The sequence below is a fragment of the Paenibacillus xylanilyticus genome (assembly GCF_009664365.1).
Classification (GTDB): domain Bacteria; phylum Bacillota; class Bacilli; order Paenibacillales; family Paenibacillaceae; genus Paenibacillus; species Paenibacillus xylanilyticus_A.
Genome location: NZ_CP044310.1, coordinates 4,429,515 through 4,454,915, shown reverse-complemented (window position 1 = coordinate 4,454,915; position 25,401 = coordinate 4,429,515). Strand labels below are relative to the sequence as shown.

The 25,401-nt window shown below is 48.9% G+C and carries 19 protein-coding genes; 15 read left to right on the top strand and 4 right to left on the bottom strand.

What is annotated here, in order from left to right; genetic code table 11:
• Positions 1–17 precede the first annotated feature (17 nt).
• The 9 genes from F4V51_RS19785 (at position 18) to glsA (ending at position 11,763) form a co-directional block, all read left to right on the top strand.
• Positions 18–1,826, top strand: coding sequence for a DAK2 domain-containing protein (locus tag F4V51_RS19785; RefSeq protein WP_153979340.1), 1,809 nt, complete (start codon positions 18–20; stop codon positions 1,824–1,826).
• 29 nt (positions 1,827–1,855) lie between these two features.
• Positions 1,856–2,719, top strand: a complete 864-nt coding sequence (locus F4V51_RS19780) for a DegV family protein (protein ID WP_153979339.1) — start codon at positions 1,856–1,858, stop codon at positions 2,717–2,719.
• Between the two features lie 10 nt (positions 2,720–2,729).
• Positions 2,730–4,775 (top strand): ATP-dependent DNA helicase RecG, encoded by a 2,046-nt coding sequence (gene recG / locus F4V51_RS19775; protein ID WP_153979338.1) that lies wholly within the window; start codon positions 2,730–2,732, stop codon positions 4,773–4,775.
• A 112-nt stretch (positions 4,776–4,887) separates the two neighbouring features.
• Positions 4,888–5,175, top strand: coding sequence for a stage VI sporulation protein F (locus tag F4V51_RS19770; protein WP_095359342.1), 288 nt, complete (start codon positions 4,888–4,890; stop codon positions 5,173–5,175).
• Positions 5,176–6,081: 906 nt separating this feature from the next.
• The gene (locus F4V51_RS19765; protein ID WP_201281163.1) at positions 6,082–7,749 is read left to right on the top strand and encodes a sensor histidine kinase; all 1,668 of its coding nucleotides are present in this window, start codon (positions 6,082–6,084) and stop codon (positions 7,747–7,749) included.
• Between the two features lie 7 nt (positions 7,750–7,756).
• Positions 7,757–8,548 carry a LytR/AlgR family response regulator transcription factor gene (locus F4V51_RS19760; protein WP_153979337.1) on the top strand — a complete coding sequence of 264 codons (792 nt, stop codon included), beginning with the start codon at positions 7,757–7,759 and terminating at the stop codon, positions 8,546–8,548.
• 159 nt (positions 8,549–8,707) lie between these two features.
• Entirely contained in the window at positions 8,708–10,000 is a 1,293-nt protein-coding gene (locus tag F4V51_RS19755) for an L-lactate MFS transporter (RefSeq protein WP_201281162.1), read from the top strand.
• A gap of 223 nt (positions 10,001–10,223) precedes the next feature.
• Entirely contained in the window at positions 10,224–10,706 is a 483-nt protein-coding gene (locus tag F4V51_RS19750; RefSeq protein ID WP_153979336.1) for a GNAT family N-acetyltransferase, read from the top strand.
• A gap of 115 nt (positions 10,707–10,821) precedes the next feature.
• Positions 10,822–11,763, top strand: coding sequence for a glutaminase A (glsA, locus tag F4V51_RS19745; protein WP_110759196.1), 942 nt, complete (start codon positions 10,822–10,824; stop codon positions 11,761–11,763).
• Between the two features lie 252 nt (positions 11,764–12,015).
• On the opposite strand, the gene F4V51_RS19740 is transcribed toward glsA, so the two are convergent.
• Both F4V51_RS19740 and F4V51_RS19735 read right to left on the bottom strand, forming a co-directional pair.
• Positions 12,016–12,357, bottom strand: a complete 342-nt coding sequence (locus F4V51_RS19740; protein WP_153979335.1) for a YolD-like family protein — start codon at positions 12,355–12,357, stop codon at positions 12,016–12,018.
• Positions 12,354–13,598, bottom strand: a complete 1,245-nt coding sequence (locus F4V51_RS19735; protein WP_153979334.1) for a DNA polymerase IV — start codon at positions 13,596–13,598, stop codon at positions 12,354–12,356. Before F4V51_RS19735 ends, F4V51_RS19740 begins: the two co-directional genes overlap by 4 nt.
• Positions 13,599–14,458: 860 nt before the next feature.
• Here F4V51_RS19735 and F4V51_RS19730 point away from each other — a divergent pair.
• The 6 genes from F4V51_RS19730 to F4V51_RS19705 all read left to right on the top strand — a co-directional run bounded on the left by F4V51_RS19730 (position 14,459) and on the right by F4V51_RS19705 (position 22,615).
• The gene (locus F4V51_RS19730; protein WP_153979333.1) at positions 14,459–16,684 is read left to right on the top strand and encodes a hypothetical protein; all 2,226 of its coding nucleotides are present in this window, start codon (positions 14,459–14,461) and stop codon (positions 16,682–16,684) included.
• 26 nt (positions 16,685–16,710) lie between these two features.
• Positions 16,711–17,919 carry a HEAT repeat domain-containing protein gene (locus F4V51_RS19725; RefSeq protein ID WP_153979332.1) on the top strand — a complete coding sequence of 403 codons (1,209 nt, stop codon included), beginning with the start codon at positions 16,711–16,713 and terminating at the stop codon, positions 17,917–17,919.
• 22 nt (positions 17,920–17,941) lie between these two features.
• Entirely contained in the window at positions 17,942–19,339 is a 1,398-nt protein-coding gene (locus F4V51_RS19720) for a glycosyltransferase family 2 protein (RefSeq protein ID WP_193724197.1), read from the top strand.
• A gap of 107 nt (positions 19,340–19,446) precedes the next feature.
• On the top strand, positions 19,447–20,253 hold the full coding sequence (locus F4V51_RS19715) for a response regulator (RefSeq protein WP_153979331.1): 807 nt from the start codon (positions 19,447–19,449) through the stop codon (positions 20,251–20,253).
• A gap of 62 nt (positions 20,254–20,315) precedes the next feature.
• The gene (locus F4V51_RS19710; protein WP_127537886.1) at positions 20,316–21,683 is read left to right on the top strand and encodes a nucleotide sugar dehydrogenase; all 1,368 of its coding nucleotides are present in this window, start codon (positions 20,316–20,318) and stop codon (positions 21,681–21,683) included.
• A 26-nt stretch (positions 21,684–21,709) separates the two neighbouring features.
• A complete protein-coding gene (locus F4V51_RS19705; protein WP_236146604.1) occupies positions 21,710–22,615 on the top strand; it encodes a hypothetical protein in 906 nt (301 codons plus the stop codon).
• 84 nt (positions 22,616–22,699) lie between these two features.
• On the opposite strand, the gene F4V51_RS19700 is transcribed toward F4V51_RS19705, so the two are convergent.
• Positions 22,700–24,027 (bottom strand): IS3 family transposase gene (locus tag F4V51_RS19700; RefSeq protein WP_416226483.1). Its coding sequence is split into 2 segments (ribosomal slippage): positions 22,700–23,658 and positions 23,658–24,027, totalling 1,329 coding nucleotides; the frame shifts between segments, so codons are not numbered across the junction.
• A 154-nt stretch (positions 24,028–24,181) separates the two neighbouring features.
• On the bottom strand, positions 24,182–25,054 hold the full coding sequence (locus tag F4V51_RS19695; RefSeq protein WP_153979329.1) for a helix-turn-helix transcriptional regulator: 873 nt from the start codon (positions 25,052–25,054) through the stop codon (positions 24,182–24,184).
• Positions 25,055–25,401 lie beyond the last annotated feature (347 nt).

The window sequence follows — 25,401 nt, the reverse complement described above, 5'->3', positions numbered from 1 at the left end:
GGAAGGGGAATTCTCACTTGAGTATACGTTCTTTAAATGGAACAGATTTCACCGCAATGGTACTTGCCGGCGCGGAACAACTTGGACAGCATGCAGAGCACGTCAATTCCCTGAATGTTTTCCCTGTGCCGGATGGCGACACGGGAACGAACATGAATTTGACAATGAGTGCGGGAGTTGCAGAGATTAAACGCAAGAGTTCTGCCTCCATCGGAGAAGCTGCCGGTATTTTATCGAAAGGCCTGCTTATGGGTGCCCGGGGGAATTCTGGCGTTATTTTATCGCAGTTGTTCCGTGGGTTCAGTCGTTCAGCTGCTCCTTATGAGGAACTGAATACGCTCCAATTTGCAGCAGCCCTCCAAAACGGCGTGGACGCAGCGTATAAAGCTGTCGTGAAGCCTGTCGAAGGAACCATTCTTACCGTGGCTAAGGAAGCAGCGAAACATGCCAGCTACTATGCAAGACGGACGAATGATATTACCGAATTAATGAATGAAGTATTGTTAAAAGCAAAAGAGGCACTGGCAACGACTCCGGAATTGCTGCCTGTACTAAAACAGGTTGGCGTCGTGGATTCGGGTGGACAGGGGCTTGTATATATTTACGAAGGTTTTATGGAAGTACTGCTGCAGACTGACGGTGTTAGCCGTGCATCCCTGCAAAAAGAAGTACAACCATCTGTGGCATCGTCCGCATTGAAACCGGCTGTACCGGCAGAAGAAGTGCCTACGAAGCCTGCACAGCAGGTCATTGCTCCAGAGATGCCGTTGTCTGCACAGGCTAGACTGGAAACGGAAGATATCGAATTCCTGTATGATATGGAATTCTTCATTAACCGCCAGCTTGGAGATAATGCAGGCGTGGCATTCGATGATGAGGCATTCCGGAAAGCGTTGTCAGTTAATGGAGATTCCATCATCATTATTGCTGACGACGAAGTGATCAAAGTGCATGTGCACTCCAAGACACCTGGTGATGTACTGAATCTGGCACTTCGTTACGGCGAAATTACTCAGATTCATATTTTGAACATGCGTGAACAGCATAGAGACTTGCTGACGGCGGGCATGGACATTGCGCCTTCTCCTGAATTGTTTGCAGAGATTCCGCCTGAAACGACGCGCAGTCATGAAGAGGCAGTACCTCCGGCAGATGAGATGGCTCCGTATGGTTTTATCGCTGTATCTTCAGGCGAGGGTATTGCGGAAATCTTCCAAAGCCTCGGAGTGGACGTTGTTCTCTCCGGCGGACAGACGATGAATCCAAGTACCGAGGACTTTGTGAATGCAGTTCGCTCGATCGCTGCGGAACAGGTATTTATTTTGCCGAACAATTCCAATATTGTTCTTGCTGCCGAACAGGCACGAGAACTGCTTGAAGACGAACGCCGGATCACGGTGATCCCGAGCAAAACCATTCCGCAAGGAATGGCAGCTGCGTTTGCCTTCCAAGAGGATGAGTCTGCTGATACCAACCGTGATCAGATGCTGGAAGCCATTGGCCGCGTGCAGTCGGGTCAGGTTACTCATGCCGTAAGAGACACTCAGTACGATGAGCTGGATATCAAGGCAGGCCATTACATTGGTATCCACAATTCCAAAATCGTTGCGACAGATGAAAGCATGCTGCGTGCGTGTGAAGGATTGCTGCAGCAGATGATGGAGAGTGGAGATGAAGTGGTTACCATCCTCGAAGGGGAAGAAGCTGACTCTGAGGTTACTGCTGCACTTGCGGCATGGTTGGAGTCACTATATCCTGATGCTGAGGTGGAGGTACATTCCGGAGGACAGCCCGTTTATTATTATTTGTTCTCTGTGGAGTCCTGATAGTACACTCACGCAAGGAGGAATCTCGCTTGAGCCATAAGATTGCGATAGTAACAGACAGTACCGCAGATATACCGGAAGAGCTTGTCCGTAAATACGGAATTCATGTGGTTCCACTGCGCGTGCTGTTTGGTGAAGAAAGTTATGCAGACGGCGTGGATCTGACTTCGGAACAGTTTTATGCCAAATTGGAGAAGGCTTCGGCGTTACCTACAACGTCACAGCCTTCGCCAACCGAATTCATGAACATCTACCAGACTCTGCTGGATGAAGACCCGGAACGTCCGATTGTCTCGATTCACCTGTCATCAGGCATGAGTGGAACCTATCAATCGGCACTATTGGGCAAATCCCTGCTGGAGCGCGATGGCGACATTACGGTGCTGGACTCCAAGTCGGCATCTTATGGATATGGTCTGATGGTTGTTCAGGCAGCTGAACTGGCGAGTCAGGGCAAGTCTGCAGCCGAGATTGCTGCAGCTGTGGAAGCTATGCAGAAGAGCCGCAAGCTGTTTTTCCTGGTGGATACACTGGAGTACCTGCAAAAAGGCGGGCGGATCGGGAAGGCAGCGGCTATCCTGGGCACCTTACTGAATATTAAGCCCATCTTGTCCATTGATGAGGAAGGTGTCATATACGCTGTTGAAAAAGTCAGAGGACACAAAAAAGCAATGGCACGCATCATTGAGCTGTTTCAGCAGGACCTTGCGGGTAAGCGTGTGAATGTGGCCGTAGGCCATACCGCAGATCCCGGATCAGCGATTGCTTGTGCAGAGCAGCTGCGTGGGCATTTTACACTGAATGAAGTGGTGTACACCAATATTGGAGCCGTTATTGGCAGCCATGTTGGGCCTGGCGTTATTGCCATCTTTATGTGGCCTGTTCCGGAATGAGGGATTAGACATGAAATTGGAAGAAATATCGGTTAAGCAAATTAACGGCGTGAGTGCTCTCAAAGAGGGAGAGCTTCACGCCTTTGGCATCTCTAGTGTTAAAGACCTGCTTGAATACTATCCGTTTCGTTATGAGGATTATCGTCTGCGCTCTCTTAGTGAAGTGAAAGACGGGGACAAGATTACGGTCCAGGGTAAGATCATGGGTATTCCGGTGTTGCAGCGCTATGGTAAAAAGTCCCGTCTCACCTGCAAGGTGATGACCGAAGAGTGGATGATTACGGCAACCTGGTTTAATCGGCATTTTCTAAAAGACCAGCTTACGCCGAACCGCGAAATTGTGCTTACCGGGAAGTGGGAGCAAAAGCGCATGCAGATGACCGTCTCGGATTCGGAGTTTCCGGATAAGGGAGATGGCCGTTCTGGTACGCTGCAGCCGGTCTACTCGGTAACGGGAAAGCTGACACAATCCTGGATGCGCAAGACGATTAATCAGGGGTTAATTCAATTTGGAGACATGATTCCGGAGATTTTACCTCCATCTCTTATGAAGAAATACGGGCTGATGCCTCGTAAACAGGCGATCGCGGGGATTCACCGTCCGCAGGATAATCGGGAAGGCCAGCAGGCCAGACAGCGCATGGTCTATGAAGAATTGTTTTTGTTCCAGCTGAAGATGCAGGCTTATCGTGCATTAAACCGAAACCGGATGGATGGGGTTGTGCATACAACGGATAATGCCACCATTCGCGAGTTTGTGCGCAGTCTACCGTTTGAACTGACAGATGCTCAGAAGAAGGTGGAACTGGAAATCCTCCATGATATGCGTTCACCTTATTCCATGAACCGCTTGCTGCAAGGCGACGTGGGTTCGGGTAAAACGGTGATTGCAGCCATAGCCCTGTATACCACCGTTCGTTCCGGTTTCCAGGGAGCTTTAATGGTTCCTACCGAGATCCTGGCCGAGCAGCATATGCGATCATTGCAAAAGCTGTTTGAACCTTTTGGCGTAACGGTGGGCCTTCTAACGGGCAGCGTAAATGGACGAAAACGCAAGGATCTGATCGCTTCATTGCAAATGGGGATGATTGATATCGTGGTAGGTACCCACGCATTGATTCAGGAAGATGTATTTTTCCGTGATCTTGGTCTTGTCGTGACGGACGAGCAGCATCGCTTCGGGGTGAACCAGCGCAGCATTTTGCGGCGAAAAGGATATAATCCCGATGTGTTAACGATGACGGCAACTCCCATTCCGCGGACACTGGCGATTACGGCATTTGGGGATATTGAAGTATCTACGATCTCGGAACGGCCGAAGGGACGAATTCCGATCTCCACCTATTGGGTTAAACATGACATGATGGAGCGTGTACTCGGATTCATTTCCCGTGAAGTGGATCAGGGCCGTCAGGCTTATCTCATATGCCCTCTAATTGAGGAATCCGAGAAGCTGGATGTCCAAAATGCAATTGATCTGCATGTGCAGATGCAGCAGAATTTTCCGAATTATCGTGTTGGCCTGCTGCATGGACGCATGACCGCTGGGGAGAAAGAAGAGATGATGCGTGCGTTCTACAGCAATGATATTCAGCTTCTCGTCTCCACCACGGTAGTGGAAGTCGGCGTCGATGTACCGAATGCTACGTTAATGGTTATCATGGATGCGGACCGTTTTGGCCTGTCCCAGCTGCATCAGCTTCGCGGCCGTGTGGGCCGGGGTGCCCACGCGTCCTATTGTGTACTCATCGCCGATCCCAAAACAGAGGTTGGGCAGGAGCGCATGAAGGTTATGACCGAAACGGAGGATGGCTTTGAAGTATCTCGCCGTGATCTCGATCTGCGGGGACCGGGGGATTTCTTCGGGACCAAACAGAGTGGATTACCGGAATTCCGCCTGGCGGATATGGTTGCAGACTTTGCCGTATTGGAGCAAGCGAGGGATGATGTGTCCAGTCTAATTGGCGATCCGAATTTCTGGACATCTGTGGACTATACAGCTTTGCGAGAGTATTTACAGCAGCAGCAGGTATTCCAGGGTGATCTGATCGATTGATTGTGGCCTGGATGCATGGCTTTCCTGCAATTCGTGCGAAAAAAGTCAAGTGAACAAGCCCTCCCATCATATGAATAGAAAGTGAGTTCATTTTTGGGAGGTGCTGTACGTTTTGGGTTATCAACAATATGGAATCAGTCCGCAGCTGGTGGAGCGGATCAAATTAAAGATGAAGAATCCTGCTGTCAAAGATCGCATCAAAAAGCTGATTGACGGAATTACGAAGTCCGACCTTCAGGATCGGGCCAAGGTTAGAAGATTGGTCAAGTCATCTGCTGTCATTTTGAATGAAAATTTCTCGTCAGCTCAGGAGGAGCAGTTCGTTGCCTTCGTCATCGCCCAGAAGATTGATCCCAACAATACGTTTCATTTGATTAAGTTGTGGGGGATGTTTCGGTGAGGTCGCTGTAGGTTGAGGAAATAAAATGCATGCAGGACAGCACACGTTGCCGCTACGATTGCAGTACCATCTTCCGATCGCTGTTATTCCCGGATTTTTTTGAACGCCCTCAATGGGGAAATCCGGGAATAAAGGCGAGCGCTTCGCTTCTCCAGATTCTGCACATTCACATGGAGCACTACGATGCCAGAACAACCTTCCGATCGCTGTTATCCCCAGATTTTTGGGATTTCCTTTCTCAAAGGGGAAAATCCGGGGATAAAGGCGAGCGCTTCGCTTCTTCAGGTTTATTCTGTCCTCTTCGTTTTGTGTGAATGATCTGTTTATTTTACAAAGACTCAACCTACACCGAGGGTGTAGATTGGTTGAAGAGGTGGGCAGTTCATAAGTCAGGAAAATGACTTATGGGCTGCCTTTTTTGATGTTAGACATCAGACAAGCGTCCGTGATGCATGATAAGGACAGGTTTCACGAAAAGCTAAAAGAGTTGTAGCGAACTGAACGCACGCTATCCGGGTATATTTATCAGGTTCGTGTCGTAACGAATCGTAGAGCTGTTATTTCGTCATTTCGCGAGGGTGATTGCAGTTTTTTACTTATATTGCGTGGTATAGGTTCGTTAAAGTTTTCACTCCACACTAATTCTTGTATTAAGGTGTAACGGATTCCTTAAAGTCTGTCTGGATGGAGCAAACAACTCTCCACTGCATCCTTTTACTTCTCATTTCCAGCTGATGACTTTGCTTTCTCCTTGGCAGAGCGGTAAACTGGTGCATACGAGCAAAAAGGGATGAACGCAAAATGAGCATTCATAGGATCAAGTAAAATGGAACGAAAGCCGGAGACGCAATATTAGGGCATAAGGTATAAGGCTGATTTTTGATGGATTTGGAGGAAGCGGGCTTCATGGAAATGTTTACGATGCTGCTGGGTTTATTTGAGCGGGCGGCGCTGCTAATTATCTTTTTATTCTTTTTATCGAGGGTACCTCGTTTTAGACAGATTTTACAGAAGGGGAAACTAAGGCCGCAGGAGTATGCAGCGGTGACGCTGTTGTTCTGTGCTTTTGCGATCTTTGGCACCTATACCGGGATCAATGTGGAAGGGTCACTGGTGAATGTGCGGATTATCGCCATTTTGTCAGGTGGTATTTTGTTTGGAGCACCTGTAGGGATTATCACGGGAATCGTATCGGGAGTGCACCGGTATTTGATTGATATGGATGGGATTACAGCCGTTCCGTGTCTCATAACAAGTATCATTGCCGGTCTGGTGTCGGGTTACATTCATAAATACACTCCCAAGTCGAAGCGGTGGATGGTTGGTATTGCGGCCGGGATGATCTGTGAGGCACTTACAATGCTGCTGATTCTTTTATATTCCTATCCGGACCCGCTCGGTGCGGACATCGTATCCAAGATTGCATTGCCCATGATTCTGGGTGAGGTCAATATTGGACTGATCGTACTGCTGGTGCAGAGTGTGGAAGGGGAAAAGGAAATGATCGCAGCACGCCAGGCCAAACTGGCCTTGGAAATAGCGAACAAAACACTGCCCTACTTCCGCTCCATCGATGAGGATTCCCTGCGGACCATCTGTCGCATTATTCAGGAGGATATCCAGGCTGACGCTGTTGCCATTACGGATACTCGCAATGTACTCGCCTATGTCGGGTTCGGGGAAGAACGATATCATATCGGCAATGAGATTATTAGCGAGATGACGAAACAGACGATCTCGAGCGGAGAGATTACGATCAGTAATGATGTGAAGGATGAGAAGACGCCGGATATCCATTCCCTGCTGATTATTCCGCTCAAGGAGCGGAGCGAGGTCACGGGGGCACTGAAGATATATTACCGCAAAGCATATAAAATTACGTATCCGCTGCAAACAATGGCTGTGGGACTATCCCAAATTATTTCCACTCAGATGGAAGTTTCCCGGGTCGAAGAGATTAAGGCAGCCGCCAACAAAGCGGAACTGCGGGCGTTGCAGACGACGATTCATCCTCATTTTCTCTTCAATGCGCTGAACGCGATTGCTTCTTCGATTCGAACGAAGCCTGACCGGGCACGGGAGCTGATTGTGAATTTGTCGGGTTATATGCGCTACAATCTGGAGCTGTCGGATGAGCTGATCGATATCCATAAGGAGCTGGAGCAGGTCCGCAATTATGTGGAGATTGAGAAAGCCCGTTACGGCAGCAGGCTTAACGTCATCTATGAGATTGATGAAGTGGCCGTGCATATTCCAAGTCTGGTCATTCAGCCACTTGTTGAAAATGCCATCATTCATGGTGTCCTCAAGGTCAAAGGTCCTGGAACAGTACGAATTCGGGTACAGGATTACCCTGATTTTGTACGAATAGGAGTCAGTGACACCGGTGCTGGAATTAACCCCGATATCATTGAGAAGGTCTATCATGACCGGATGCCGGGGAATCAGATTGGTCTATATAACGTTCATCGGCGGGTGAAGCTCATTTATGGGCAAGGTGTAACCATTACGCGGCTGGAGCAAGGAACGGATATTATTTTTGATGTACCCAAAGGAGATGTCGTGACAAGGTGATTGGTCTATGAGAGCCCTTATCGTGGAAGATGAAATTCCTGCAAGTGAAGAATTGAATTATTTGATCCAAGAACATAGTAAGATTGAAGTGGTTGCCTGCCTGGAAGATGGACTGGATGTCCTAAAATTTCTGCAGGAGCAGGAAGTCGACGTTATTTTTCTCGATATTAACATTCCATCTCTGGACGGCATGATGCTGGCCCATCATATCGGGAAGTTCGCCAGTAAGCCTTACATCGTCTTTACGACAGCGTATAAGGAGCATGCAGCAGAAGCATTCGAGCTGGAAGCCTTTGACTACATTTTGAAGCCATATGATGAGAAACGAATCGCAGCCATGCTGCTTAAGCTGGAGAATGCCTTCAAACGCGATCATGCGGGAGAGGGATTGGTTGAACATGGGCAGGCTCAAGTGACGGATGACACGTCCGTACAAGGATCATCGCCCAAAGCATCTGTCGCCGGAAGTGGAATACGAATTAATCTGCTGAGAAACGATAACATTATCGTAACGGATACAGCCGACATTTATTATGCGGAAGCACAAGAGAAAGTAACGAAGGTGTATACCAAAAATGGTGAGTTTACGATGCCAGTGAGCATTTCGGATTTTCATGGCCGACTGCCTCAGGAGTCCTTTTTCCGCTGTCACCGTTCTTATCTGGTTAATCTGTCTCAAATTCGTGAAATTGTACCCTGGTTTAACAATACCTATCTGCTCCGTCTGCGCGATCTGGAAGCGGAAGTGCCGGTTAGCCGGGGGAAGGTCAAGGAATTCAGGCAGCTCATGCGCATATAGAGGCATTTCATTCCGTCTCTGATGCAACTCATGCTTAAATCGGCGTTATGAATCCCCTTTCATGTATGATTAGCTTGTGAACGCATTCAAAGCAGCATTGTCATTCACCAAATGATGGACAGTGTGCTCAGACATGACATCGGCAAAGGGGAGATCACGATGAAAGCAGCTATTTCATCAGCACCTAATTCAGCATCGACATCCATAAAAATGAATCGTTGGCTTATTGTACTGGGAACCATTATTGTACAAATGGGCCTTGGAACCATCTACACCTGGAGTTTATTTAATCAACCGCTGTCTGACCGTTTCGGATGGGACGTCAGCTCGGTCGCGATAACTTTTTCAATCACGAGTTTTGCACTCGCATTTGCTACGCTGTTTGCAGGCCGATTGCAGGAGCGATGGGGACTTCAGCGTCTGATCCGTGTTGCAGGGATTGTTCTTGGTCTGGGACTGGTGCTCAGTTCGCAGGTTACTTCATTAACACTGCTCTACATTTTGGCGGGATTCGTGGTTGGGTTCGCAGACGGGACCGCATACATCACGTCGTTATCCAACTTGATCAAATGGTTCCCGGAACGCAAAGGTCTCATCTCGGGTATTTCCGTTGGTGCTTTTGGTACAGGTAGTCTGTTGTTTAAATATGTGAACTCGGCATTGATTGGTGCTGTAGGACCTGCTCAGGCATTTATGTATTGGGGTATCATCGTCCTGGTCCTGATTGTGGCCGGATCTTTCCTGATTCGTGAAGCCGTTGTTCGTGAACAGGCTCCCGTTAGCAAGACTGAAGGGGCGAAGCAGGAAGAAGTTATTCGTCATCAGTACACGGTAAAAGAAATGCTTCGCACCAAAGAAGCGTATATGCTCTTCATTATTTTCTTCACGGCTTGTATGAGCGGCTTGTATCTGATCGGTATTGTCAAAGACATCGGCGTACAGCTGGCAGGTCTTGACGTGGCTACCGCTGCGAATGCTGTAGCAATGGTTGCGATCTTCAATACGGCAGGGCGTATCATTCTGGGGGCCTTGTCGGACAAAGTAGGCCGGATGAAAGTGATTGCCGGGGCACTGCTGGTTACAGCAGTCGCCGTCATGATACTAAGCCTCGTTCCGCTGACCTATGGCGTGTTCTTCGCCTGCGTGGCTGCAGTTGCGTTCTGTTTCGGTGGTAACATTACCGTATTTCCGGCGATTGTCGCGGATTACTTCGGACTGAAAAATCAGAGCAAAAACTATGGCGTCATCTATCAGGGATTTGGAATTGGAGCCTTGGCTGGATCCTTTATCAGTGCCCTGCTGGGCGGATTCCATCTGACGTTTATCGTTATTGCCATCCTCTGTGCTGTTTCCCTGCTGCTTGCCTTGATGATTACACCTCCGGGTCAAAATCGTCGTACACGTCAGCATGAAGGTCACATGAGTCTCAAACCTTCATCCCGGGCAAGCTGAGTGAATTCGAATTTTGAATACCGTTCGTTATAATGTATTGTTTCTATATTAAATAAGTGAATGGCGGTCTCTACGGAGGCCGCTTTTTTCAATAGGGTTAGGGGTACACTACTGGTTGGTAGGAGATCGCTTGGAGGCAGCGTGCATTGTATCCTGTGCTTCTGCTATACTCTAGGTGAATTAACGGACAACAACATCTGTTCGGAGCTGGAGGAGGATTTCAATGAACTTCGTTAAATATGCTGAACCTGATTTTGCAGACTATTATGCTCTGGTTTCCAATATGGAAGTCATGAAACAAATTACGGAACGTACGCTCCCGGAGGATGAGGCGAAGAACCAATTCCGGTCCATGCTTGATTATAATCTGGGATCCAGCTGCGGATATTACCGGGTATCAAATGCAGATGGAGCTGGGCTGGCTTACGCCAAACTCATTCCGGATGAATCCGATTCGTCCCGAGCAGAGATGGGCTATATGGTTATGCCTGAATACTGGGGCCAAGGTCATGGCACGTCCATTGCGTCACGTCTCATTCTAAAAGCACAGGCGGCGGGAATAGATGTGCTCTATGCGATCATTGACCCATCCAACGTGGCATCCCGCCGAATATTAACCAGACAGAACTTTGTATCGACGTGGACAGGCGATATGGAAGGACTCCCCGGCGAGATTCTGGAATTAAACCTTAGGGTACGTGGGTAAACGATCATGCCAGAAGGGTAATGATAGATACACATTCTGCTTATACCTGGCAATGGAGCTCATGCCCGGCCGGAAATGATGCAGGATGCTGCACAGAGATATGGAGGGGATGGAGATGAGCAATACGGTAATGGAGCGTCTGAACGAATTGCTGCCGGAATGGCTGGAGACCAGTCGTCTGCATACAGGGCAGGGAAAGGTTGCTTCCTATATCCCGGAGCTGGTTAAGGCTTCACAGGATGAGCTGGGCATACATATTATGGACGCCGAAGGCAATCATGTGTCTGCCGGAGATTGCGGTGTACCCTTTACGATGCAGAGTATCTCGAAAGTGTTCACACTAATTCTCGCTTTGATGGATCATGGGGAAGAAGCGGTTTTCTTTAATGTAGGAAAAGAACCTACGGGTGATGATTACAATTCGATGATCAAGCTTGAACTGGTTGAACCGGGTATCCCGTTTAATCCGTTGATCAATGCGGGAGCTATAACGGTCTCCTCCCTGGTCGCTGGAGACTGTAAGGAAGAGAAGTCACGGCGAATTCTGGAGTTTTTCCGCAAGCTCGCGAACAATGATCGGCTGGACTATAACGAAGAGGTATTCCGGTCCGAATCGGAGACAGGTCACTTGAACCGTTCGCTGGCTTACTTTTTGAAGCATAATGGTGTAATCAAGGAAGATGTGGAAGATGTGCTCTGTGTCTATTTCCGCCACTGTTCAATCGAGGTGACTTGTGCGGATCTGGCCCGCATGGCTCTGGTGCTTGCTCATGATGGTACAGATCCGATCACGGGAAATGAGCTCATTCCCCGTCGTTATGTACAGATTGCCAAAACCTTCATGACGACCTGCGGTATGTATAATGCATCGGGTGAATTTGCCATTGAAGTCGGACTGCCTGCCAAGAGCGGTGTATCCGGCGGGATTATCACCCTTGTTCCTGGTCAATTTGGCATTGGTCTTGTAGGACCGGCACTGAATCGAAAAGGGAACAGCATTGCGGGCGTGCATTTGCTGGAGCGCCTTTCCAAGGAATTTGACTGGAGTCTTTTCTGAAGATTTCCCCATATACCCACTAAAATGGCCGATGAATCACTTATCGGTCATTTTGCTTCTTTGGGCCGAAGGCAGCTTCGGCGAGAATGGGTGTTTGGATGCCATAGAGGGCCATATTGAAGTGTAGGAAAACGGTCCTGCATGCATAATTTTGGCTGCATCTATCGCGGAATATTCGCTAATGAGAGTTGGTAAAGTGATAGTTCCTATTGCCGATATCAGTTTGAACGTTGGAACTTGCTTTCTGCTGCGTCATTCATTTGCCAGTGTCACATTGGTAATCAGATTCATCTGAACGTCCCGGGTCCCGTTTGATGTCCGCAGCCTTAGCGTACGTACAGCAGGATCCAGCTTCAGCACCTGTCCAGTAAACCGGATATCGTCATGTTCATGGAACAGGGTTATGGTCACCACATCTCCAAGCATCATTGAATTGCTGAGCAAACGTGACATTTCTTCCGCTGCCTGAGCATCCAGTGATGGACGGGTCCGGGGAGAAAGCTGTTCCTGATGAAGAATGTAAGCTTCCCGGTGCTCGGGAAGCATCATGCGTGAAGACTCAAAGAGTCCGTTTTGCTGCAGTTTTTTACTCATTTGTAATGACCTCCGATTTTATGGGAACGGTCCTGTGCCTGTGCAGACGAGCAGAGCGAGGAAGCCCGCATGATGGCGGTGTCTCCGAACTTGCGCTTGATGTCATCTGTGGCACGTTCCAGTTCTCTTTTGCGTTCACGATCATCGAACCAGGACAACTGTACTTCGGAATCAGGCACCAGCCCGGTCAGTGAGATGCTGATGCGGCGGATGGGTAATCCGTCCCAATGACGAAGGAAGAGCGCCGCGGCGGCATCGTAGACTTCATCTGTAATGTTGGTTGGCTCGTTCACCTTCATCTGGCGCGAAAAGCCAGTTGGACGGTCGTAATCCTGCCCGCGGCATCCCACCGAGACAACGTTGCCCATCAGTGATTTATCTCGTGAACGTCGGCAGACGAGCTCTGCCAGCTCAAGCAGGACAACCTTGATCTCTTCCCAAGACGCATAATCTCTAGGAAGCGTCATCTGATGTCCGATGCCCTGCTGCTGATGCGTGTATGTGCCGGGTTTCACGGGTGAATCGTCCATGCCGCGGGCAATGCGCCATATGACTTCACCATTAACTCCCCAGCGTTCCCTCAGTCGGGACAGAGGTGTCTGTGCCAGATCACCTATTGTACGAATGCCCATGTTAGAGAGATGTTTCCCCATCCGTGAACCGACCATGAACATTTCCCGGACAGGTTTGGTCCAGATTGTTTTCTCCATGTCTTCACGATTCAGTACACAGATGCCTTCGGGGACTTTTTTGGCATATAAGTCACAGGCCATTTTGCTCACCACTTTGGTATCACTGATACCAATCCGAATATATACGCCCGTCTCCTCCATGACCCGGGATTGAATGCTGCGAGCAATCGTCTCCGGGCTGCCGAACAGCTCCAGGCTTCCGGTGACATCGAGAAACTGCTCATCAATACTGTAGGGCTCAACAAGGTCAGTGTAGGACTGGAGAATCCGGGTGATGTGCAGTGACACGCGAATGTATTCTGCCATCCGGGGGCGAACGACGACAGCGTTCGGGCATTTGGCAAGGGCTTCACCGAGTCGCTCAGCCGTCGTAATTCCATAAGATTTGGCGATAGGGCATGCCGCAAGGATGATGCCGGAACGGCGCGCGGGATCTCCCGCTACGACGAGGGGACGGTCTTTGTATTCGGGATGTGCCGATTTCTCCACACTGGCATAAAATGACTGGCAGTCTGCGAGCATAATGACGCGTCCATCTTTGCGGGACATAACGGGTATCTCCTTTATTCCATGATTCGGCTGTTCACGTACAGACAGAGCTGTTCAGCCGTATTTTTTACATTTCATTTACAGTTTGGAACATGTGTTCCTGTTTTATAAGCATATCCCGAATGGTCTAAAGCGGCAACCGGAATTTTTTTGCAAATTGGACACAATTATGGAATCCGAATAATAGAGTCGGAATTTAGGAAATAAGATGTGCTTTTTTACATTTGATGTAAGAGATTCGTGACTTCAGGGTGATGACCCGGTGTTCATTTCGCTTTTTGTAAAAGTAATATAAATGGGCACAGTCCTATAAGGGGGGACTGATGTCCTTTTTTGCTTTTCTGCACTTTTCAGAAAACCTTGTCAGGCCGCGGGTTTTCACTGATGCGTTATCGGACTATAGTATCAATTTTGTAATCTTTATGGTTAATACTGTAAAAACGTCCGCAACTTTAACATATTACTTGCGTTTAAAGGGGTAAGTGTTCAAGCCGAAACAGCTGCTGCATACCGCGTTGCATATATCTTTAACGGGTAGAGAACTGCAACAGGTCAAGGCGTTTACAATTAGGTTTTAGCCATCACAAATGGTATCCATGAAGCAGAGAAGTCAGACAGGCTTTTAAAGCAAGTTCATGGCCATTTTTACGAATTATGGGCAGAATGTTGCATTCCACGTTTGCTTCCATCAGCCTAGTTACAAATGCAGAGTATTGGCGATATAGTGAGAACACACCGCTGGCATCTCTACCCGGAGCGGACATCCAAGCAGATGAATGGCTGCATATCTGTTAGCTTTAATTTCAGATTCAGACCAAAACAGGCAGGATGCAAAATAGAGAGGTGAGCAATCAGGAGCCATGAGCAGACGAAGAAGAAAGCGCTGGATGTTAACGATGTTGACGGGTGCGGTTGTACTGACCGGTGGAATATTGGCCGGCTGGCACTACATGCAGCCCCAGCTCGTTACCTACACAGCCGAGAATGGCACGGAGATGAAATTCAAGACCGAGGGAGACCGGTTCATGGAATACGGGCCCGATGGAACATGGAGGGAGATGTTCGTTAAGGGCGTCAACCTGGGTGCAACTTCGCCGGGATATTATCCGGGAGAATTTCCCCTGACCGAAGAGGATTACCTAAGGTGGTTCCAGCAGATTCAGGAGATGGGGGCCAATGTCATACGGGTTTATACGGTCCACGAACCGATTTTTTACTCGGCATTGGTCGATTATAACCGTGGCCGGGAGCAGCCGTTATATTTTATACAGGGTATATGGTCGCCGGAAGAAGAGTTGATTGAGAAGCAGGACGCTTATGCTGATCACATTGAACAGACGTTCAAGCAGGAGATTGAAAAAGCGGTAACCGCGGTATATGGGGATGCGGATATTCCCGAAAAGGCCGGAGCTTCCAGCGGCAAGTACAAGAAGAATGCTGGTAAATATCTAATGGCCTGGCATGTCGGCACCGAGTGGGATCCCACGATGGTAGACAACACGAATGAAAAACATCCCGATGTTCCGCAGTACAAGGGCGTTCATTTTTCCGGGACAGCAGATGCTTCGCCTTTCGAGAACTGGTTAGCGGAGCTGCTGGACTACACAGCCGTTCTGGAGAAGAAGTATGGATGGGAACATCCGATGACGTTCACCAATTGGGTGACAACCGATGTGCTGGAACATCCAGGTGAACCCTTGTACGAGGAGGACCTCGTCAGTGTGGATGCCCGACATATTCAGCCGGAGGAATGGCAGGGAGGATATTTTGCTGCATACCATGTGTATCCCTACTATCCGGATTTATTCCACACGGACAAGACCCTTCAAACGATCAAGGATGCAAACGGCGAGTACAACACGTACAAAAGCTATTTACGCAAGCTTAAAGCCGAGTATTCCGATATGCCTGTTATGGTTACCGAGTACGGTGTACCTTCTTCCCTAGGGATCTCTCATCTAGGAATGGGAGGAAGGGATCAGGGTGGACATAACGAGGCTGAACAAGGAGCCATCGACGCTTCACTGACTCAGGATATCTATGACGAAGGGTATGCGGGAGCAATTCTGTTCATGTGGCAGGATGAATGGTTCAAGAAAACCTGGAACACGATGCCTTTCGAAATTCCTGCTGATCGGCGGGCCTACTGGCTAAACGTGCTGACCAACGAAAAAATGTTCGGTCTGCTCGCCATGGACCCGGGCAAGCAGGAGCAGTTGACCATCGACGGGAAACTGGATGACTGGGCTGCACTGAACGAAGAAGAAGTTACGGTATGGCAGGGAAAAGTGGACGGCATTCAGGAAATGAAGCTGACCCACGACGAGGCCTACCTGTACATTGGAATGACGCTGGACCAGCCGTTTGATCCAGATAAAACGGTGCTCCGCATAGGCACGGATACACTGGCAGGTGGCAATCAGCCTGGCAAGCGGCTTCCGGAACGAACGCTAAGTGACGGTCTCGAAACGGTCATCACGCTGGGACAGGATGATGAATCCCAGGTAGAGATCGCCAAGGATTATGATTTTAACCAGCGTCTGTACGGCAAGGAAGGATACGATATGCTGCCGGACAAGCAAGGGAATGCAGCTGATCCCTTCCATCCATGGAATTTGGCAGTCAGCCTGAGGATGACGCCGCCGGATACCCGGTCTGCTCATCCGTTTATGAATGAGAAGGTGGGTATCCTCAAGCGGGGAACGACAGCTCCCGGACAATCTGACACGGATTCATTGACGACCTGGCAGTATGACGGCAATCAAGTGGAGATGCGAATTCCCTGGATGCTGCTTGGGTTTGGTGATCCAAGTTCACTGCAAGTGATCGATTATGGACCTCTGCAGGAAGGACGGGCGTTTAAAACGGTGAAGACCGAAGGCATAACGCTGGTTCCATGGTTAATGGACCGATCGACGGGCAGCGTAGCCTGGCCTGCAGGTGATCAGACCACGCTGGATTTGAAAACCCTGCCTGTGTATAGCTGGCAGCCTTGGGAACAGGTGAAATACAGTGAACGACTGAAGCTGAGTTACGAAGAAATGAAGAAAGTCTTTGAACAAATTCCTAGTTATCAGATGAATTAAATGAGTATAAAGGAGGACCTTTTCACATGTTTTCGAGTTTGGCTTTGGCCTATCTATTTTTATACATCTGTATAGCGCTCGTCGCTCTGGGTGTGATCCTGCTGTTTGCCATGAAAGTGTCCCATAACGGCAAACGTTGTAAAATTGAATTCTACAAACAAAAGCAGCGGGATTACTTCACGTATCTGCAAACGGCACTGACTGAAGGTCGTCCGCTGCGGTTGCCTCCTGGCAAGCTGGCTCCGATTGAACGACAGGTGATTCAGAGCAAGCTCATTGAGTGGATTGATCAATTCAAAGGCGAGTACCGCGAGAAATTGATTGCACTCTGCCGCGAGGCAGGATTCGTAGAGCATGATCTGAAAGAACTGGGCCGGCTGCGTTATGGTCGGCAGATCGATGCAGCTTACCGGTTGGGCGGCATGCGCTGTCCCGAAGCCGTTCCAGGTTTAATGGAATTGCTCAAGGATGAGAAGCCTGGCCCGATGGCATTCGTGATTGGACGTTCCATTGCGAGAAGCACCACCCGTCAGGGTGAATTGAAGGACATGCTTGAAGTGTTATTGACCAAAGGGAAGTCGATTCATCATCTGGCCGCGGACATTTTGCTTGAGACCAGTCTGGATACGAGCAGACTTCTGATTGAGCTGCTGGAAGACCGCAATCCGGATTTTGTGAAGGTTGGACTTGTCGCCATGTGGGGACAAGCCGTACCGGAAGTCATGCCGGCTCTCGACCGGTTGGTCGGTGCAGAGCATCAGGATGTACGGGCGGAAGCGGTGAAGCTGTACCTAAGCGCAAGTCCGGCACTTCAGGATGAGACGATTCTGAAGCTGATGAAGGATGCTGACCCGGAAGTGCGAGCAGAGGTTGTTCAGGCGCTTGGTTCGAAGCATGCGGCAGGCAGCATTCCACTGCTGCGCAAAGCGCTGCGTGATGAAGACTGGCGAGTGCGCTATAACAGTGCCGAGAGCTTGAGCATGCTGGGCGAACCCGGATTCGAAGCGTTGTGTCAGGCGGCGGTACAAGGTACCGGTGTTGAGCGTGAGATTGCCATGCAGCAAATTGAGAGCACGATGAAGCAATCCGGAGCCGATCACAAAGCGGTAGATCAGATGATTGTGCATAACAAGAGAAGACTGCTTTATGACCAATATTTTGCCCCTGTACCGGGTAACCGAACAACGAAGAGACGCACCGGAGTGGCTGCGGTAGGAGGGGATTACACTGCTTAGGGATTTGTTATTGATTTATGGCATGGTAGCCATCTACTATGTCGTTGCTGTAAATGCGCTGTATTTTTCAATTCTGGCGCTATCATTCCGTAACATCTGGACCATTTTCAGACGGTCCCATTATTCCAAATACAACACATTGTCAGGATCGGAGCTGGTGCCTTCCGTATCCCTGCTGGTACCTGCTTACAATGAAGAATTGACGATTATTGAAAATGTGAACTGTCTGATGACGCTGAATTACCCGACGTACGAAGTCATCGTGGTGAATGACGGTTCCAGTGACAGTACTTTGAACGTGCTGCTGAAGGAATTTCGTCTGAAACCCGTAACAGATACCAAGATGCGCGGCAAAATTCCTTGTCAAACCATTCGCGGGATATACCATAATCCGGAATTCCCGGATCTGTACGTGATCGATAAGGAAAATGGCGGAAAGGCAGACTCGCTGAATGCGGGAATTAACCTGTCCCACTATCCGCTGATTTCTTCCATTGATGCTGACTCTTTGCTGGAAAAGGATGCTCTGATTCGCATGGCTCGCATGTATATGGAGAATCCCGAAGAGACCGTGGCGATTGGCGGAGATGTTCGCATAGCGAATGGATGCAAAATCGAAAACGGAGCTGTACAGGATGTCTCCCTGCCGCGCAAAATGTGGCCGATGTTCCAATCCATTGAGTATCTCAAAGCCTTTCTGGGCGGACGGATTGGCTGGAGCCACATGAATGGACTGATCATCGTGTCGGGTGCCTTCGGCATGTTCCGCAAGGATGCTGTTATAGCCGTTGGCGGGTACCGGGATGGTTATCCAGGGGAAGACATGAACATTATCATCAAGCTTCATCGCTATATGCTGGAAAACAAATTGAAATACCGCGTAGCCTTCTGTCCTGAAGCCGTTTGCTGGACACAGGCACCGGATTCCTACCGCATCTTGTCCAGTCAGCGCAAGCGCTGGGGACGCGGTAATCTGAAGAACATGCTGGAGAACCGCGGCATGCTGTTCAATCCAAAATATAAGGTGATGGGCATGCTGACCATGCCGTACAACGTCATTTTTGAAGCGCTCAACCCTTATTTCCGGATTACCGGTCTGATCGCTCTTGCTGGTTATGTGCTGCTCGATATGACGCAGTGGCCGATTCTTGTTCTGTTCGGATTGCTGAACTTCGTGAGCGGATATCTGCTGAGCGTAGGGGCATTGATTCTGGAAGAAATTGCGTTCCGGAGATACAACAAGCTGTCTGACCTGGTCAAAATGCTGGTTTACTCAGCTCTGAAATTTGTGGGCTATCACCAGCTTGGCGTTCTGTGGAGATTGCAGGGACACATTCAGTTCCTGCAAAACAACAATTCATGGGGAACCATGACACGTCAGAGCTGGTCTGAGGAACAAAAGGGAAGTGAAGCTGCCTGATTCGTAACTGCACCGAGATGTGCAGGTCATTGGGCAAGATCGAATGGGACGAATGGCAATACAACAGCAACAGAATAGATAACCAATGGAGAAGGGTGGAAAAGAACATGCCTAATACGGCAACATTGCAGCGTGAAGCTGCCGTTAATGTGTACCGAAGTGTAGAACAGGGATTGAAGGATACGGGTGCCGGAACATGCGGCTTAATGTTCATCCATTGTGGAGGCGTACAGGCCCAGCCTGAGCAGCAGGTCCGGAATTATCTGGAGCAAACGAGCGAGTTTGCCTTCCAGCTGTGGAAGGATGGGGCAACTCAGACACTAGCGGTCCTGCTGCCTGGTTTGACGCTGAACGAAGTTCACTATGAAGGGCTTCGAATCAAGCATGAGCTGCAGGAGACGGTCCCTGGATCCGAGCCGCAGATTACACTTGCGAGCTTCAAGGATAGTGAGCGTCCTTCTCAGGCGACGATTCAACATATGGCTGAATCCGCGAAGCTGGTTGACCCGTCGGAGATTCATATCTATACACTGGACAAGACGGCGGACGAGCCAGGCAGAATTTTGATCGTGGATAACGATCCGACGGTTCGTGAGTTTTTGCAGCTGCGTCTGAAAATGCAAGGCTATGAGACGTATGAAGCAGTAGATGGACTGGCTGCACTTGAATTGATTGAGAAGGTGTCACCTGACCTGGTGCTGACCGAACTGAATCTGTATGGGATTGACGGCCTGCCGTTCATTCACCATATACAGAACCTGGAGGTCGAGCAGCCGCCAAAGATCGTTGTGCTGACCGAGCAGCGTGTTGAACAGACGATCAGCCAATGCTTCCGCAGCGGTGTGGACGATTATATGACGAAACCTTTCTCCCCTGTGGAGCTGGATGCACGTATTCGTCGCTGTCTGCACTAATAAGATGATCAACCGAACGGATTTACGGAAAACAACAAATACATTAACCTGGAGGGAAAATCATGGAGAATCAACAATTCCATACATTACTGAATGCCATTGAAAACAAAGAAGCGGTGCTTGGCGTGGTCGGGCTCGGATACGTAGGACTTCCGCTAGCCGTGGAAATGGTGAATCAAGGCTTTACGGTAATCGGTATCGACTTGGATGCATCCAAGGTCGACAGTATCTATAATGGGGATTCCTATATTCACGATATCTCGTCCGAGGAATTGAAAAAAGTGATGCAAACAGGCCGTTTCCAGCCTACAACGGATTACAGCATGCTGCGCGTCATTGATGCATTGAGCATTTGCGTGCCAACACCGCTCAGTGAGAATCAGGATCCGGATACTTCCTACATCGAGACTGTGGTGGATCAGATCAAGCTGCACATGAAACCGGGCATGCTGATTACACTGGAGAGCACAACCTACCCGGGTACAACGGAAGAGCTGATTCAGCAAAAGCTGGACAAAATCGGCCATGAAGCCGGCAAGGATTATTTCCTCTGCTTCTCGCCTGAACGGGTGGATCCGTCCAACGGACGTTTCACCACGTACAATACGCCGAAAGTGATCGGCGGGACAACGGAAGCTTGCCTGAAACTCGGAACGGCGCTGTACAGCAAGTATGTACAAACGGTTGTACCGGTATCTTCACCAAAAGTGGCGGAGATGTCCAAACTGCTGGAAAATACGTTCCGCAGCGTAAACATTGCGTTTGTCAATGAAATGGCGATGATGTGTGACCGTATGGGCATCGACATCTGGGAAGTCATTGATGCAGCGGCGACGAAGCCTTTCGGATTCATGCCGTTCTACCCAGGCCCAGGCATCGGTGGTCACTGCATTCCGCTTGACCCAATGTATCTGTCCTGGAAAGCGAAAGGGTTCCGCTTCTACAGCAAATTTATCGAGCTGGCACAATCGACCAATGACAACATGCCGTACTATGTTCTGAACAAAACATCAACGATTCTGAACGAATACGCAAAATCTGTTCGGAACTCCAACATCCTGCTGCTCGGCATGTCGTACAAGCCGAATATTGCAGACCTGCGTGAGTCACCGGGACTCGAAGTATATGAACTGTTTAAGGAAAGCGGAGCAAATGTCAGCTACTTCGATCCATATGCCGATTCCTTCCGTGACAAGCATGACGATACGGTGTACAGCGAAGCATTCAACCTGGAGCAGTTCAAAAAATATGACTGCATCGTGCTGATTACCAACCACAGAGATCTGCCATACAGCGATATTGCCGATTTGGGTGTGCCAATTCTGGATACACGCAATGCGTTCCGGACTTACACACAGCCGCACATCTACAAAATTGGACACTCGGTTCAGCATCCTGTGCTGGAACCAAGTGAAGCGTTGCTCGTCTGAGAAACCACATGATTCGCTGGGGCAGGATGTCGGTGAGGACAAAATGGGTACTGCTCGCGCTGACCTTTTGTTTGCTGCTGCTGCCCTGGCTGTTCAAATGGTTTTCGGCAGAGGAGAAAAAAGCGACATGGCTGTGGGATGCTTCCATCATCGCAGAACAGACCCCGGATATCATCTCCTTCTCCAAGGAGCAGGGTGTTGATGTCATTTTCCTGCAGATGCAGGATGAGGTATCGGATGAGACGTATCGCAAATTCATTGCGTCTGCCCGGCAGGCAGAGATCCAGGTACATGCCCTGAATGGTCATGCAGACTGGGCCTACAGGGACAAACAGGAAGAGGGACTCGCTTTCATCGAGCGCATTCGTGCGTACAATGCCGCTTCGGCCAAAAATGAGCGTTTTGAAGGCATTCAGTTAGATGTGGAGCCCTACCAACTGCAGCGCTGGGAGGATGAGCAGGACAGCGTCATTGCAGAGTGGAGCGAGAATATGAAGACCTGGACGAAAGCTGGTAAAGATGCTGGACTCTATATGAGTGCAGCCATACCATTCTGGCTGGATGCCCGTCAGGCATCCGAAGGCGAAGGAACGTTAAGCAGGTGGGTCATTTCCCAGTTTGATGCCGTTGCAATCATGGCTTATCGGGATAGCGGTCAGCAGATGTACGACCTGTCGAAGGAAGAGCTGGATGAAGCGGATGAGCTGCACAAGGACGTATGGATCGGAGCGGAGCTGGCCGATACACATGAGGGCGAGCATCTGACCTTTTTCCGGAAATCGATAAGTAATATGGATGAAGAGATCGCCAAGGTGTTTGACCTCGCGGGACCTCATTCCTCCTTTGCTGGAGTCGCTGTGCATCATTATGAAGCGTGGTACGCAAAGGAAAACGGACTTCCCCTGGCTCGCAAAAGTGATGAGGAGAAGTAACGGACAGCATGAAAAAGCAGGGCAGCAAAAAGGCAAGTTTCCGGTTATAAACTGTACCCCTTGTAAAGGACAAATTAAAAAAGGTTAGGCTACTTCAAGCTGCTGTCTGTATCGTGCAGGCGGCAGCTTGTTTAAGTTCCATTGACCTCGATAATGATTGTAATAGATCATGTAGCTTTTCACTTCTTGCTTAACCTCCTCCAGGGTCATACATGTTTTGAAATTCGTTTCATCTTTAAAATGCCCAAAGAAGGATTCTTGTGGAGCGTTATCCCAACAGTTTCCTCGTCGTGACATGGATTGTTTTAACCCCATTTGTTTCACAAGTTTCTGGAACTTGGGGTTTGTATAGTGAAATCCTTGATCCGAATGAATCAACGCATCTGGAGTAAGATGACGATGTTTTCTGAGTTGTTTTAACGTCTCCGTCGCAATGTTCAATCCAAGATAAGCTGAGACTTTATAGGCTAATATTTCATTCGTTTCAGCGTCTTTAATCGTTGATAGATAGGCTCGTTTGCTTGTCCCATAAGTTAAGTACGTGATGTCGGTTAGGAGAACCTTGCCTGCAATCCCTGGCTTAAAGGCTCGCTTTAACGTGTTAGGACAGGTTCGATGCTCTTGGGTCGCTTTAGCCATACGCCGTGCGGGATTTACTTTTCGAATCGTACAAACGATGTTGTACTTGTGCATGATCCGACGGATTCGCTTGAGATTATATATGACGCCATATTGAAGTGCGAGCGTCATTTTGATTTGACGGGCGCCTTTGTTCCTCCTACGGTAATGGTAGGCTTTCAGGATGATCGCTTTCATCTTCTGATCGTTCTGTTCCTGCTTTTGACGATGTAATCTGGCATCTTCACTACAATAGTGGTAATAGCCTGAACGTGAAACGCCAGCAATAGCACAAAGAACATGCACCTTGCGTTGGAAAGAGTAGGTATGCAACATCTCTTGAATCAGTTTAAATTTTTGTCGTGTACTGAGTTGGATTTTTTTCTTCTCATCTGCCTTTCGAGTTGATCGAGCTTTTTTAAGAATTCATTCTCCGCTTCAAGCCATTTCATTTTCGCTTCCAAACGGGCATATTTTTCTTCAAGACTTAATCCACGGGTCAGAGAACGTCCTGAGGCGTGTTTTCTACCATCCGTTAATCCAGCAGATCCTTGTTCCTGAAATGCCGTACGCCATCGATTGGAAGCCTTTCGAATCCGGGTTGCACCCAAAACGTCAATGGGAAATCCTGCTTCCTGAAAGATCTCACTGGGAAGCATCCCTTGACTGTGTTCTTGAATAAATCGTTCTTTGAACGCATCCGTATACGTAATGGCTTTAGCGCTAACATTTTTCACATAAGGATTTCTTCTCAACTGATCTTGCTCTTGCGTTGTAAAGTGTTTTTTTGACATTTGCTTGACCACCGCTCGTTTTTTATTCATTGTACACAAAAAAGACCCTACAAGATGACCTTTTTTAAAGTGTCTATCTTATAGGGTACAGTTTATTAATGGAGACTTGCCTTTTTCTTATGCCATTCGCTTTTTGCCGAGCTGAACCTGGCAATCAGCTTTTGCGGTTTTCGCTTGTCCGGTACCGATTGGGCGGCAGACCAACCTGTTTTTTGAACGCTTTGGAGAAGGAAAATAAATCCGGATAACCGACCGAATGAGCTACTTCCGTCAAGGTCAAAGGAGTCTGCACGAGCAGGCGCTTGGCCTGGTCCATTTTGAGCTGCTGGATGTATTGCACCGGAGACAACCCGTACGCTTTGCGAAATTGTTTGGCAAAATGGGTTCGGTCCACCCCTGCATGAGCAGACACGCCTTCTACCGTGATTCCTCCGGCAAAATGGATATCCATGTATTCCTTCCCTTTTTGCAGCCAGGGGATAGCCGCATCCGGCTGCAGTCCCTTGGCGGCAGAGGAACGGGAAACGCGATCAAACAGACCGAGAAACCGGGTGAGGCGTCCCAGGTCACTTGCTCCCCCCTGAGGTCTGCGAACTTCCTCCATAAAAGCACGCATTCCACTTGCCGTCTCCGGAGTCAGTATACCTGAACGGTGAGGAGCATCTCGCGTAAGTCCAACCCGTGAGAGAAGTTCGGTTGCATGGGTACCATCGAAAGCGATAAAGATCTTCTGGAGCGGCTCCTTGGGATCTGTCCAATACTCATGGGTCACATGCGGAAACAGACAGAATGCATCCCGGGCTCTGAGGGGATACTGTTGGCCGTTCTGTATAAATGTACCCTCTCCCTCGAGGACAAACAGCAGGTAATGATAAGGTGTTGTACGAGGACCGATATGATAATTGTTCTTGGCGATATTGCGTCCAATTCGTATGGGCCAGGCTCCACCAGCTTTCTCGAATTCGGACGGAGTAAAAAAAATAATATCCAAAAACTCGTGGTGGTCCTCCTTCATGCTCTCCGTCATCAGGAACACCTCTTTAACATAAGTTTGATTTCAATATCTGCGAGTTCTTCATATACCCTATTATACAGGTGGGTTTTGTACATATTCAAGAACAGGATGACTTATTCCTGTAAGAAGACCACAAAATGACAAAATTAAGATGTCGTAAAATGACATTGATCACAGACAAACCAATTGATATGATGTCCATACCTATTAAACCAAGTTAATTAATCGGTTTTGTGTTTTATAAATGTAAGAATGAAACGATAACGGAGGGGACAGAAAAGGGCTGGAGAAGCGAAGCGTGCGCGTTTATCACCGGATTTTCCCTTGGAAAGGGAATTCCAAAGAAATCTGGGGATAAG